We start from the raw sequence: 12,573 nt of genomic DNA on the forward strand, positions 1-12,573 counted from the left end.
GGAGGCGATTTTCTATGGCGACGTATAGGCAGTTGACCGAACAACTGGCAAAGGTGCAGGCACAAATGGAAGCCGCTCGCGAAAAAGAGCTTTCCACGACGATCGATCAAATCAAGGAGCAGATCGCGGAGTACGGCATCACCGCCGAGGAGCTTGGCTTTAGCAGTAAGCGCGCGACGTCGCGTAAAACGGGCGGCCTGCCGCCGAAGTATCGGGATCCGAAGACGGGCGCCACCTGGAGCGGACGCGGCCGTGCGCCGGCATGGCTCGGCAAGCGGCGCGACAAGTTCCTCATTCAGTAGTACTCAGCAGTCCTCGGCGCCGTTCGGCGCCCGCCGAGTCGAACGAAAAGCATGCTTTTGCTTTTCGTTCGACTACGGTTTCGTTTAGCATCGCAGCCATCACAACAATTTAAAAATATGGAGAGACATGGCTTCGATCGCTCGAAACCTCTTGGGTATGGCCGTCCTATTGGCGATTGCATTCGCGTTTTCCACGAATCGCCGTGCAATCCGGCCCCGCACCGTGATAATGGCACTGCTCACGCAAGTCGCGATCGGCGCATTCGTGCTGTTCGTACCGTTCGGTAAGGTGGTGCTGGCCGATATGGCCGCCGGCGTCAATCACGTCCTGGACTATGGCAATGCCGGCATCGAATTTTTATTCGGCGGTCTCGTCCAGTCCAAAATGTTTGCGTTGTTCGGCGACGGCGGATTCGTATTCGCCGTGCGCGTGCTGCCCGCCATCATCTTCGTGACCGCATTGATCTCGGTGTTGTACTACCTCGGCGTCATGCGATGGATTGTGATCGTTCTCGGCACGCTGTTTCAGCGGCTGCTCGGGGTGTCGAAACTCGAATCGTTTTCGGCGGTCACGACGATCTTTCTTGGACAAAGCGAAATGCCGGCTGTCGTCAAACCATTCGCGCGCGACATGACAGGCGCCGAGTTGTTCGCCGTCATGTCGAGCGGGATGGCCGCCGTCGCCGGCTCGGTGTTGGCGGGATACGCCGGTCTCGGCGTGCGGATCGAATATCTGCTGGCAGCCTCGTTCATGGCCGTGCCCGGCGGACTGCTATTCGCCAAAATCATTCATCCGAGCACGGAGCCGAGCCGCGTTCGCCTCGAGGAGCTGAGCTTCGACGAACGCCGTCCGGCGAACATGATCGAGGCGGCGAGTTCCGGCGCCGCCGTCGGCCTCAAGATCGCCGTCATGGTCGGTGCCATGCTGATCGCATTCGTCGGTTTGATCGCACTCCTCAACGGTTTGGTCGGCGGCATCGGCGGATGGTTCGGCCATCCGAACGTTTCGATGCAGTCGATCCTCGGTACCGTCTTCGCGCCGCTCGCGTATTTGATCGGCGTGCCGTGGAATGAAGCCATGGTGGCGGGTAATTTCCTCGGACAGAAGATCATTCTCAACGAATTCGTAGCCTATGCCTCGCTGTCGCCGTACTTGAAGGATACGGCGAGCGTGGCCGCTGCGGGACTCCAGGTGCTGACGCCGCGCACGTTGGCGATCGTCTCGTTTGCACTCTGCGGTTTCGCGAATTTCGCCTCGATCGCCGTGCTGACGGGAGGTTTCAGCGCCGTCGCGCCCGAGCGCCGTTCGGAGGTAGCCCGTTACGGGCTGCGTGTCGTGTTGGCCGGGACTCTATCGAATTTGATGAGTGCCACGATCGCCGGAATGTTTTTAACGTTTCATTGATCGTCGAAACGGGCGATCGGCGGATTGAAAAGAGGGATGCTATGACATTGGAGCAATTGCTCGAAAGAGCGAAGACGGCCCGTGAAAAAGCCTATGCGCCGTATTCGAAATTTAAGGTGGGCGCGGCTTTGCTGACCAAGGACGGACGGGTTTTCGACGGCTGCAACGTCGAAAACGCCTCGTACGGTCTTTGCAACTGCGCCGAGCGCACGGCGTTTTTCAGCGCGATCGCGGCCGGATGCCGGCGCGACGAATTCGCGGCGCTCGCCGTGATCGGCGATACCGATGGACCCATCGCGCCGTGCGGCGCCTGCCGCCAGGTCATCATCGAATTGGGCGGCCCCGATCTGCCGATCAGGTTGGGCAATCTGCGCGGCGATATGCGCGATACTTCGGCGCGCGAACAGTTGCCCGACGCTTTCTATCTGTGAGGCCGGCTATGCATAAAGTCATCTACGATACGGACCCCGGCGTCGACGACTCGATGGCGCTCGTGTTCCAAGCGCTGCATCCGGAGATCGAACTACTCGGCGTCACGAGCGTATTCGGCAACGCGACGATCGAGACGACGACGCGCAATGCGCTGTATCTCGTCGAGCGATTCGCGCCCGGCGTGCCCGTCGCGCGCGGCGCCGCCGCACCGCTGCAACGAGAAGCCCCCGCGCCGATCGGCTGGATTCACGGCGACGACGGCCTCGGCAACACGGGATTGGCGCCGCAAGGGCAAGCCGCGCTCGATGCACGTCCGGCGCATCGATTCATTATCGACACCGTTCGCGCGCATCCGGGCGAGGTCGCGCTTGTCGCGGTCGGACCGCTGACGAATCTCGCGCTCGCGCTCGAAGAGGATCCGGCAATCGCAAGCCTCGTCAAACAAGTCGTCGTCATGGGCGGCGCGTTCGGTACCGGCGGCATGAACGGCAACGTCTCGCCCGCAGCCGAGGCGAATATGGCCGGCGATCCGCATGCGGCCGATATCGTGTTCGGCGCCGCATGGCCCGTCGCGATCGTCGGCCTCGACGTCACGCAAGTCACGATCATGACCACCGGCTACCTTGCGAAGCTGCGCGATGCGGCGGGGGACATCGGGCAGTTCATTTGGGACGTGTCGCGAGACTATGAAGCCTTTCATCGTTCGAGCGCCGGACTCGAGGGCATCTACGTACACGATTCGTCGGCCGTCGCCTATTTGCTCGCGCCACAGTTGTACACGACGCGCAGCGGGCCCGTGCGCGTGTTGACCGAAGGCATCGCTGCCGGACATACGATTCAGAAGCCGAACGGATTCGCGGCGCCCGCGCCGGCCTGGGACGACAGGCCCGCATGCGACGTTTGCGTCGAAGTCGATAGTGCGGCCGTGCTCGCCCTCTATGCGCGCACGTTGAGTCGCAAGGCCTAAGCGTTTCGATCGACGAAGCGGGCGGGAGCATATCGCCGTTGCGATCATGCTCCTGCTCCTACTCCCGAAAACGCTCACCTTACGGCTGTTTGTGCAGGCGCTAGCGCGCCTGCACAAAGGGCTTTCGGTCCTCGCTCTTACGCTGCTCCCGCAAACCCTCACCTTTCGCGCTTGCCCGGCCGCGAGGCGAACGCTTCGCTTTCAACCGGTCGATCGATCAGCCGTTCGCACTCACGCGTGCGGGACGTTTGCGGCGCGCTGCGGCGGTTTTCGCTTCGGCACTTGCCGCTTCGCGCTCGCCCGCCCACATCCGCAGCAACGCGCGCGTATTCGAGAAGACCACTTGTTTGACGAACTCGACCTTCTGCGCATCGAGCGCAGGCCAGCCGAATAACATCAGCATGCTGCGCGGAGCCATGTGAAATAGCGAGAACTGTCCGTGCAGAGAGACGAGGCGCATGATCGTCAACGGATCGTCCGAAGGTTTGCCGCAAATTTTCGCGATGATTTTCGTGGCGACGCTATTGAGCGGACGCCGAACGCGCTGCTGAAGAATCTCGGTGGCGATCGGGGGTTCTTGACCGCCTTGCTCGCGCACGAAAAACAGCTTGAGCGCCGGCGCCCTCGATGTTTCCAAGGCTTTGTCCATCATCACGCGTTGCAGATCGATGAACGCTTCGATGAGCTCGGAGAGATCGTCGGTCGATTCCAGCGCCTGCGTCGAGCGGCGAACCACCGGTTCGAATTTTTCCCAAACCTCGTCGGCGAGATGGTTGGCGCAGGCGCGATACACGCCTTCCTTATTTTCGAAGTAGTACTGCAACGCCGGAGCGTTCACGCCGGCTTTCGCCGCGATGTCGCGCGTCGAAGCCGCGACGAACCCATGCTCGCCGAATAGCTCGATGGCAGCCTGGATGATGCGAAGGCGCGTCTCCTCGCCGCGCGCATAGCCCCCTTCGGTAGAACGGCGGGGGCGCTTCGTCTCGGTCATGACCTGGATTCCTTTCTAACGTTTACGGCGGTGTGCGTCAGAAATATATCACTTGACACATTTTTTCCAACTGGAATAATTGTGGCCGAATCATTTCTCAGACGGTAGGACACCGGAATCATGTCAACGACAACCGAGGCGCGGCCACGCGGCCAGACGCAACAAGAGGGCGGTGGCGCCCCACGGCGCGCGCGTAATCGCGGCTGGCTCATCGGCGTGCTGCTCGTCGCGCTCGTAGCGGGTATCGCTTGGATCGCGCATTGGTGGACGGTCGGGCGCTTTATAGAAAGTACCGACGATGCCTATTTGCAGGCCGATAGCGTGACCGTCGCCCCCAAAATCAGCGGTTACGTCACGCAAGTGTTTGTGCGCGATAACGAAGCCGTGGCGGCCGGCGCGCCGCTCGTGCGGCTCGATACTCGGCAGTACGAAGCATCGCTCGCTCAGGCGCAGGCCACCGTCGATGCGCGCGAGGCCGATCTCGCGCGAGCGCAAGCCGATTTGAAGCAGCAGCAGGCAGGTGTCGTACAAGCCCAGGCGCAAGAGCAAGTCGCGCACGTCGCGGAGCGCCATGCGCAAGACGACGTGACCCGCTATGCGCCGCTCGCGGCCACGGGCGCCGAGACGAGCGAACGGCTCGCAAGCTTGGTCAGCACGCGGGACCAGGCGCGCGCGACGGTTCAAGCCAACGCGGCCGCCGTGCGTTCCGCGCAGACGCAGATCGATGCCACGACAGCGCAGATCGCCCAAGCCCGCGCTCAAGTCGAAGCGGCGCGCGCAAGCTTGCGCCAAGCGCAACTCGACTTGAACGACACGACGCTCTATAGCTCGATTGCAGGCAAGATCGGCGATCGGTCCGTGCGGATCGGCCAGTATGTGCAACCGGGCACGCGCCTGCTTTCCGTCGTGCCGGTGCAAAGCCTCTATCTAGAAGCGAATTTCAAGGAAACGCAAATCGGCCAGATGCGCCCGGGCCAAAGCGCCACACTGCATGTCGACGCGCTGCGCGGGATCGAGTTGCACGGCGTCGTGGACAGCTTCGCGCCGGGCACGGGCTCGCAGTTCGCCTTGCTGCCGCCCGAGAATGCGACGGGCAATTTCACGAAGATCGTGCAGCGGGTGCCGGTGCGGATTCGCGTCGATGCAGGTCCGCAAACGCGTGCGTTGCTGTTGCCGGGGTTGTCGGTGACCGTCGATGTCGATACGCGATCCGCACAGGCCGACGATCGCCGGCTTGCCGCAGAGAACGCGCATGGCTAACGCGCCATCGCAGCCGGCGACGGCCGGTGCGCCGAGCCAGCCCGAGCATGCGCACGCGAACGATTGGATCGCGGTGGCGGCCGGATCGCTCGGGGCGCTGATGGCGACGCTCGACATCTCGATCACGAACTCGGCGTTGCCGCAGATTCAGGGGTCGGTGGGGGCGACGGGAACCGAGGGCACGTGGATCTCGACGGGCTATCTGATGTCGGAGATCGTCATGATCCCGCTCGCCGCGTGGCTCACGCGCGTGTTCGGCCTGCGCAACTTTTTGCTGACGAACGCCGCGCTGTTCATGGCGTTTTCGATGGTCTGCGGCGCATCGCATTCGCTCGAGTGGATGATCATCGGCCGGGTCGGCCAAGGGTTCACGGGCGGGGCGATGATTCCGACCGCGCAAACGATCATTCGCACGCGGCTGCCGCGCTCGCAGCTTGCCGTCGGGATGACGATCTTCGGTCTTATCGTCTTGCTCGGGCCGCTACTCGGCCCCGTGCTCGGGGGATGGCTGGCCGAAAACGTCTCTTGGAAATGGTGCTTCTTCATCAACCTGCCCGTGTGTATCGCGCTGCTGGCATTGCTGCTTGCGGGCTTGCCTGCCGATCGACCGCATTGGCACGACTTCATCAACGCGGATTGGATCGGTATCGTCGGGCTGTCGATCGGACTGAGTTCGCTGACGCTCGTGTTGGAAGAAGGGCAGCGGCACCAGTGGTTCGAATCGAGCGAGATCGTGACGTTTTCGACGATTACGCTGCTCGGCTTTATCTTGATCGGCATCTCGCAGTTCGTCGCGGCTAAACCGATCATGCGGCTCTCGCTGTTGCGCAATCCGCGTTATGCGAGCGTCATCGTCATCGTCTTCTCGGTCGGTGCGGGGCTCTACGGCGTGGCGTATCTCGTGCCGCAGTTCTTGAGCCTCGTTTCGGGCTACAACGCGGAGCAATCGGGCAACATCATGCTGCTCTCGGGCATTCCCGCGTTCTTGATGATGCCGGTGCTGCCCAAATTGCTCGGCAAGGTCGATTTCCGTTTGATGGTCATCAGCGGGCTCGTTTGCTTCGCCGTCAGTTGCATGTTCGATACGAGCTTGACCGCGCAAAGCGCGGGACACGATTTCGTCTGGTCGCAGCTGCTGCGCGGTGTCGGGCAGATGCTGGCGATGATGCCGCTCAATCAAGCGTCGATGTCGGCGGTGTCGCGGGAAGACTCGGGCGACGCGGCCGGTCTGTACAACATGGCGCGCAATCTCGGCGGCTCGGTGGGACTGGCCGTCATCGGCGTGATCATCGATCGGCGCAATGCCTACCATGTCGCCGCATTGCGTGATTCCGTCACGGCCAATTCGTTGATCGGGCAGGAGCGCATGGCGGCGAGCGCGGCGAACTGGCTCGCGCGAACGGGCGATGCCGCATACGCGAAGATGCAAGCCCTCGCGCAATTGGCGCAGCAAATCCAGCAGCAGGCGTTGGTCATGACGTACTCCGAAACGTTCTATCTACTGTCCATCGGACTGCTTGCCTGCATCCCGCTCGCACTCATGTTGAAACGGCCGGCGTCGCAGCCGGGCAACTCGCCCTCGGCGGGGCATTAAAGGTTTTAGGCCACGACTATGTCGATTCGTCGTTCCCCGCGGTTCGTCGCCGCTTCTTGTACCGCTATTGCGTTGTGCGCGTTGTCGGCCTGCACGGTCGGGCCGGACTATCATGGCGCCCCTCCCGTCGCGGCCGATGCGATCAAGGCGGGCACCTTCGTTCGTGCCCCGGGCGCCGGTGTCGTGGGCACCGAGCCTGCGCCGAACGCGTGGTGGCATGCGTTGGGCGATACGCAACTCGATGCGCTGATCGAAGCGGCGCTCGCACACAATCCGGACATCCACGTCGCACAAGCGCGTTTGCGCGCGGCACGCGCGCAGTTGATGCGCACGCGAGCGAACGAGTTGCCGAAGGCCTCGGTCGACGCGGCTGCGGTTCGCATGCGCAGCCCCGATCTCTCCGCGCTCTCGGGCGGCAACCGAAACGGCCGCGGTCCCTTGCAGCTCTATACCGCCGGGCTCGATGCGTCGTGGGAGATCGATTTGTTCGGCGGCACGCGCCGCTCGATCGAGGCGGCGTCCGACGAGGCGGACGCGCTCGATGCGGATCTCGCCGATACGCAGGTATCGCTCGCGGCCGAAGTGGCGCAGGCCTATATCGATCTGCGCGACGAGCAGCAGCGTCTCGTGCTGGCCAAGCGATCGGCCGGACTGCAACAGCAGATGCTGACGCTTACGCAGCAGCGCCGCGCCCATGGAACGGCGGCCGACGTCGACGTCGAACGCTTGGCGGGGCAAGTGCAGACTACGCGAGCCGCGCTCGTGCCGCTGGATCAGCAGATCGCCGAATCGCTCGACCGCCTCGCGGTCTTGACGGGGCAGGCGCCGGGTGCGCTCGATGCCGAGCTTGCCGATGCACGGCCGCTGCCGGCATTGCCCGCGACCGTTGCCGTGGGCGATGCCGCCGCGCTACTGCGGCAACGGCCCGATATCCGCGCGGCCGAGCGGCGCCTTGCATCGAGCAACGCGCAGATCGGCGAGCATGTTGCCGATTACTTCCCGAAGGTCTCGTTGCTAGGGGATATCGGCTTTACGGCGGCCGATCCGGGGCATTTGTTCAGGAAAACGAATTTCTCGTGGCTCGGCGTGCCGTATCTGCAATGGAACGTGCTCGATTTCGGGCGCGTGAGTGCCGACGTGCGCTCGGCGCAGGCATCGCGCGACGAGGCGAGCGCCCACTACGAACATACGGTCCTCGCGGCGCTCGAAGATGCGAATTCGGCGCTATCGCGTTACGGACATCAGCGCGAGCACGTCGTGCGGCTGGAGGAAGTGGACGCATCGGCGCAGCGCGCATCGACGTTGATGCGGCAGCGCTATGGCGCGGGCGTGGCGTCGGCGATAGACTTGCTCGACACCGAACGTACGCAGTTCAGCGCGCAACAAGACGTGATCGCAGGCCGTGCGCAGCTCATCGAGGATTTCATTCAACTGCAAAAGAGCCTCGGTCTCGGCTGGCAAGCGCGACCGAGCGCCGGTTGAGCTTGGGCGGCGGCAGCTTTTACAAACCGTGTAAATTGAACAAGCAGTGCGTCTGCACCCGTGGCTTTCGAATACCTATCAGCGTGATCGAAGCCATACGGCGATACGAAAAAAATGAGAAAAAAGTATGAAGACAACGGGCGTTTTTATCATGCGAGGCGCCCGCGCAGCGCGCTCCGGGCGGGGCGCTGCATTTTTTTGAAATAATTTCGACCTTTACCCAGAATACTTTGTTCGTAGGCTAATGCGGCTAGAGGAGAAGCCGCATGAGTCACGACACTTTCGCCGAAGCATCCGCCACGTTGGATTTACACAGCGAGGCCTTCCGGGCCCCGCAACCGGCGCCGATCGCACGCGCGCCGCGCGTGGCGATCGTCCACGATTGGCTTGTCACCTACGCAGGCGCCGAGCGCGTGCTCGAGCAAATGCTCGCCTGCTTCCCGCAGGCCGACGTATTTAGCCTCGTCGATTTTGTTGAAGATCGTAAGTTCTTGCAAGGCAAACGAGCCACGACCTCGTTCATTCAACGGCTCCCGCTCGCGCGGAAAAAGTATCGCGCCTATCTGCCCTTGATGCCGATCGCGATCGAGCAACTCGACTTGAGCGCGTACGACCTCGTCATTTCGAGCAGTCACGCGGTGGCCAAGGGGGTACTGACCGGCCCCGATCAAGTGCACATCAGCTACGTGCACTCGCCGATTCGCTACGCGTGGGATTTGCAGCATCAATATCTCGAGCAGTCCAACCTGACGCGTGGGCTGCGTTCGGCGATGGCGAGGGCCGTGCTGCACTACATCCGCAATTGGGACACGCGCACGTCCAATGCCGTCGACCATTTCGTCGCGAACTCGCAATTCATCGCGCGGCGCATCAAGAAGGTCTATCACCGCGATTCCCGCGTGATCTTTCCGCCCGTCGACGTTCAATCGTTTCTCGTCGGCGAGAACAAGGAAGATTTCTACCTCACGGCGTCGCGGATGGTGCCGTACAAAAAGATCGATCTGATCGTCGAAGCATTCTCTCGCATGCCCGGCAAGCGGCTCGTCGTGATCGGCGACGGCCCGGAGATGAAGGCGATCCGCGCGAAGGCGGGTCCGAACATCGAGATTCTGGGGTATCAGCCGTTCTCGGTTTTGCACGAGCATATGCGGCGGGCAAGGGCTTTCGTGTTCGCGGCCGAGGAAGATTTCGGCATCGCGCCGGTCGAGGCTCAGGCGTGCGGCACGCCCGTCATTGCATTCGGTAAGGGCGGTGTGCTGGAGACCGTGCGCGAGCTCGGCGACGCCCACCCCACGGGTATCTTCTTTCGCGAACAGAGCGTGCCGTCGATCGTTGCCGCCGTTCGCGACTTCGAGCACAATGCGCATCGCTTTTCGCCGCACGACTGCCGCTTGAATGCGGAACGCTTTTCGATCGCGACGTTTCGCGAGCGCTTCATGGCGTTCGTCGAACAAGTCATGCCGGGGGCGACGAGGCAAGCCGGCGGCACGCCCTCGACGGGCGGTTCGGGCGGCGTTTCGTCGGCATCCATGCCGGGCTCGGTCCGAGTGCTTGCGCTCGATCAGAGCGGAGGCCTCGACGAAGCGGAACTATCGTTGCTCAATGTCGCGAGTCATCTGAGGGAATCGGTCGAAGTCGTGCTCTTCGACGACGGCCCGTTCCGTCTTGCGTTGGAAGAAGCGGGGGTAGCGGTCGATGTGCTCGATGCGCCCGTGCTGTACGGCGAAACGGAGCGCAAGAGCCGGCCCAAGTCGCGCACGCTGCCCGGCATCGTGTCGCTCGTGCGCGAGACAGTCAAACGCGCGCGGCATGTCGACGTCATCTATGCGAATACGCCGCGCACGATGCTCGTCGGCGCCCTGGCCGGTATGGTCGTACGACGTCCGGTGGTATGGCACTTGCGTCAAAGCGTCGGGGCCGACCCGCTCGGACGGGCTCAGCGCTTAGCGCTCAAGTGGTGCGCACGCGTAGCGCTCGATCGCGCGATTGCCGATAGCGCCGCCTCCAAACAAGCGTTCGAAGCCTTTACGAAATCGGCGCGGTTGCGTATCGATGTTGTCGACGAGGAACCGCGGGGGCAACGCGGGGCCGAGCCGGCGAAGTCGCAACCGTGCGCGCCTCGCAAGCAGATCGAGAGCGTTTCGGCCATCCTCGCACAGGCCGCGATGCGCGGCGCTCGCTGAGCGGGCGGCCACGCTTTACCGCTTCACCGGGCGGGCGGTATGCGTAAGGGATGCGCCGGCGCGCAGCTTGAGCGCCGGCCCGCGTAACCGGCGGTCGGCCGTGACGCCGTCCTATATCGACTGATCACGAGAATACCCACTATTTGATCAGATAGCTGTATTTCGGCGGGTTCGAGTCAAAACTGCGCCTCGCGTACACAAGGCGCGATGACCGGCTTTTGTTGGTAGTGCGCGATCGCATTGGATCGCTCGTATCGAGCGGCGCGGAGCTTGGGATGGGCGCGCGCCGCAGTCACGATAACAATTACCCCAAGGGAACGAACGATGTTGAAAGTTACGAAAGCGGTGTTTCCAGTGGCGGGTCTGGGCACGCGGTTCCTTCCGGCCACCAAGGCAAGTCCCAAGGAGATGCTGCCCGTCGTCGATAAGCCGTTGATCCAATATGCGGTCGAAGAGGCGATCGAAGCGGGTATCACCGAACTGATCTTCGTCACGGGCCGCAGCAAGCGCGCGATCGAAGATCACTTCGACACGTCGTATGAAATCGAAGCGGAGCTCGAGGCGCGCGGCAAGGAGAAGCTGCTGGAGCTCGTGCGCGGCATCAAACCGAGCCACGTCGATTGCTTTTACGTGCGTCAGCCGGCCGCGCGCGGCCTCGGCCATGCGGTGCTGTGCGCCGAAAAGCTCGTCGCCGATAGCCCGTTTGCGGTGATCCTCGCCGACGATCTGCTGCACGGCGCGCAGCCCGTCATGAAGCAGATGATCGACGTCTTCAATCACTATCACAGCACGATCATCGGCGTCGAAGCGATCGCGCGCGAAGACAGCCGTTCCTACGGCATCGTCGAAGGGCGCGAATGGGAGGAGGACATCTTCAAGCTCTCGGGCATCGTCGAGAAGCCCTCGCCCGAGGCCGCGCCGTCGAATCTCGGCGTCGTGGGGCGCTATGTGTTGATGCCGAGCATCTTCCAGCATTTGCGCCGCCTAGAGCCGTCCGTGCAAGGCGAGTTGCAGTTGACCGACGCGCTGCATGCGCTGCTCGCCGAAGAGCAGGTGCTTGCCTACCGGTACTACGGCCAGCGCTTCGATTGCGGCAGCAAGCTCGGCTATCTGAAAGCCACCGTCGAATTCGCGCTGCGGCACCCCGAGATCGGGGGCGCATTCGATGCATACCTGCGCGATTACGTCGGGCATCTCGCATCGTCGTCTTCGTAACAGCCCGGGCGATGCATAGGCGGCCGGCTGCCCTCAAGCGCCGCGCTTTCGACATCGCCCCAGGCACCTTATCGCACCAACGCGCGCCCGGCCTCGCCGTGCGCGCGTTTTCGCGTTTGCGACGCATTCCCATTCATCAAGCGGACACGATTCGTTTCTAAGCTTGTCGGCCATTCGATCGGATACCGTGCATGCCGCGGTGTCCGGCATAGTGCGCGGACTCACGCGCGGGAGCTTGCAGTGGCGATGACCCAGCGACGATCGTGGACAGCCTTCGGTTTGCCGAGCAAACGTTTCCCCATCGTTTCGCCGCTTGCCCGATATCGGCGCGTGCTGATCGCGGCGATGGCCGCCGGCGCGGTCTGTGCGCTTGCCTCGGGCTGCGACGGCGGCCATGACGACGTCGAGGCGCGATCCGAAACCACGACGGCCATGTTGCCGGGAACACGCGCGGCGCTCGCACCGCAAGCGAGCGCGCGTGCGCAGCAATTCGATACGGGAGACGGCACGCCCGAGCACGCCGCATCCGATGCGCTGCTGCCGCCGGTCATGCATACCGCCGACTGAACCGTTCGCTTTACCGTTATTCGGGCGGCGGCGCGTAGGCGGAAAGCACGTGCTTATCGCCTATCTTCGTAGTGCCGTCCGTTGCTTGTGTCTTGCAGTCGTTCGTTTTGCCGTAGTGCGCCGATGCGCATCGCCGAGCGCGATGCCGTCATCGTTCCTTTCCCTCGTCAGAAAC

The 12,573-nt window shown here is 62.9% G+C and carries 10 protein-coding genes and 1 pseudogene; 10 read left to right on the forward strand and 1 reads right to left on the reverse strand.

Features of this window, described 5'->3' with window-relative positions:
• Positions 1-14: 14 nt before the first annotated feature.
• The 4 genes from AB1286_RS22285 to AB1286_RS22300 all read left to right on the forward strand — a co-directional run bounded on the left by AB1286_RS22285 (position 15) and on the right by AB1286_RS22300 (position 3,106).
• Complete coding sequence (locus tag AB1286_RS22285; protein ID WP_430365422.1) at positions 15-302, forward strand: H-NS family nucleoid-associated regulatory protein; 288 nt, start codon at positions 15-17, stop codon at positions 300-302.
• 127 nt (positions 303-429) lie between these two features.
• On the forward strand, positions 430-1,707 hold the full coding sequence (locus tag AB1286_RS22290) for a NupC/NupG family nucleoside CNT transporter (protein ID WP_430365423.1): 1,278 nt from the start codon (positions 430-432) through the stop codon (positions 1,705-1,707).
• A 41-nt stretch (positions 1,708-1,748) separates the two neighbouring features.
• Positions 1,749-2,138, forward strand: a complete 390-nt coding sequence (locus tag AB1286_RS22295; protein ID WP_430365424.1) for a cytidine deaminase — start codon at positions 1,749-1,751, stop codon at positions 2,136-2,138.
• Between the two features lie 8 nt (positions 2,139-2,146).
• The gene (locus AB1286_RS22300) at positions 2,147-3,106 is read left to right on the forward strand and encodes a nucleoside hydrolase (protein ID WP_430365425.1); all 960 of its coding nucleotides are present in this window, start codon (positions 2,147-2,149) and stop codon (positions 3,104-3,106) included.
• A 217-nt stretch (positions 3,107-3,323) separates the two neighbouring features.
• On the opposite strand, the gene AB1286_RS22305 is transcribed toward AB1286_RS22300, so the two are convergent.
• The gene (locus tag AB1286_RS22305; protein WP_430365426.1) at positions 3,324-4,097 is read right to left on the reverse strand and encodes a CerR family C-terminal domain-containing protein; all 774 of its coding nucleotides are present in this window, start codon (positions 4,095-4,097) and stop codon (positions 3,324-3,326) included.
• Positions 4,098-4,217: 120 nt separating this feature from the next.
• Between AB1286_RS22305 and AB1286_RS22310 the strand changes: the two genes are divergently transcribed.
• The 6 genes and pseudogenes from AB1286_RS22310 (at position 4,218) to AB1286_RS22335 (ending at position 12,398) form a co-directional block, all read left to right on the forward strand.
• On the forward strand, positions 4,218-5,357 hold the full coding sequence (locus AB1286_RS22310) for an HlyD family secretion protein (protein WP_430365427.1): 1,140 nt from the start codon (positions 4,218-4,220) through the stop codon (positions 5,355-5,357).
• On the forward strand, positions 5,350-6,951 hold the full coding sequence (locus AB1286_RS22315) for an MDR family MFS transporter (protein ID WP_430365428.1): 1,602 nt from the start codon (positions 5,350-5,352) through the stop codon (positions 6,949-6,951). The genes AB1286_RS22310 and AB1286_RS22315 overlap by 8 nt, the downstream gene beginning before the upstream one ends.
• Before the next feature lie 18 nt (positions 6,952-6,969).
• Positions 6,970-8,433, forward strand: coding sequence for an efflux transporter outer membrane subunit (locus AB1286_RS22320; RefSeq protein ID WP_430365429.1), 1,464 nt, complete (start codon positions 6,970-6,972; stop codon positions 8,431-8,433).
• A 266-nt stretch (positions 8,434-8,699) separates the two neighbouring features.
• A pseudogene (locus AB1286_RS22325) lies at positions 8,700-10,493 on the forward strand (glycosyltransferase); the annotation flags it as partial.
• Positions 10,494-10,940: 447 nt separating this feature from the next.
• Entirely contained in the window at positions 10,941-11,831 is an 891-nt protein-coding gene (galU, locus tag AB1286_RS22330; RefSeq protein ID WP_430365430.1) for a UTP--glucose-1-phosphate uridylyltransferase GalU, read from the forward strand.
• Between the two features lie 246 nt (positions 11,832-12,077).
• Positions 12,078-12,398 (forward strand): hypothetical protein, encoded by a 321-nt coding sequence (locus AB1286_RS22335; protein ID WP_430365431.1) that lies wholly within the window; start codon positions 12,078-12,080, stop codon positions 12,396-12,398.
• Positions 12,399-12,573 lie beyond the last annotated feature (175 nt).

The sequence above is a fragment of the Trinickia sp. NRRL B-1857 genome (assembly GCF_050470685.1).
Classification (GTDB): domain Bacteria; phylum Pseudomonadota; class Gammaproteobacteria; order Burkholderiales; family Burkholderiaceae; genus Trinickia.

What these genes read in the sequence shown, in the direction of transcription:
- AB1286_RS22285 (WP_430365422.1), top strand. Translation starts at nt 15, where the DNA reads ATGGCGACGTATAGGCAGTTGACCGAACAACTGGCAAAGGTGCAGGCA.
- AB1286_RS22290 (WP_430365423.1), top strand. Translation starts at nt 430, where the DNA reads ATGGCTTCGATCGCTCGAAACCTCTTGGGTATGGCCGTCCTATTGGCG.
- AB1286_RS22295 (WP_430365424.1), top strand. Translation starts at nt 1,749, where the DNA reads ATGACATTGGAGCAATTGCTCGAAAGAGCGAAGACGGCCCGTGAAAAA.
- AB1286_RS22300 (WP_430365425.1), top strand. Translation starts at nt 2,147, where the DNA reads ATGCATAAAGTCATCTACGATACGGACCCCGGCGTCGACGACTCGATG.
- AB1286_RS22305 (WP_430365426.1), bottom strand. Translation starts at nt 4,097, where the DNA reads ATGACCGAGACGAAGCGCCCCCGCCGTTCTACCGAAGGGGGCTATGCG.
- AB1286_RS22310 (WP_430365427.1), top strand. Translation starts at nt 4,218, where the DNA reads ATGTCAACGACAACCGAGGCGCGGCCACGCGGCCAGACGCAACAAGAG.
- AB1286_RS22315 (WP_430365428.1), top strand. Translation starts at nt 5,350, where the DNA reads ATGGCTAACGCGCCATCGCAGCCGGCGACGGCCGGTGCGCCGAGCCAG.
- AB1286_RS22320 (WP_430365429.1), top strand. Translation starts at nt 6,970, where the DNA reads ATGTCGATTCGTCGTTCCCCGCGGTTCGTCGCCGCTTCTTGTACCGCT.
- galU (WP_430365430.1), top strand. Translation starts at nt 10,941, where the DNA reads ATGTTGAAAGTTACGAAAGCGGTGTTTCCAGTGGCGGGTCTGGGCACG.
- AB1286_RS22335 (WP_430365431.1), top strand. Translation starts at nt 12,078, where the DNA reads ATGACCCAGCGACGATCGTGGACAGCCTTCGGTTTGCCGAGCAAACGT.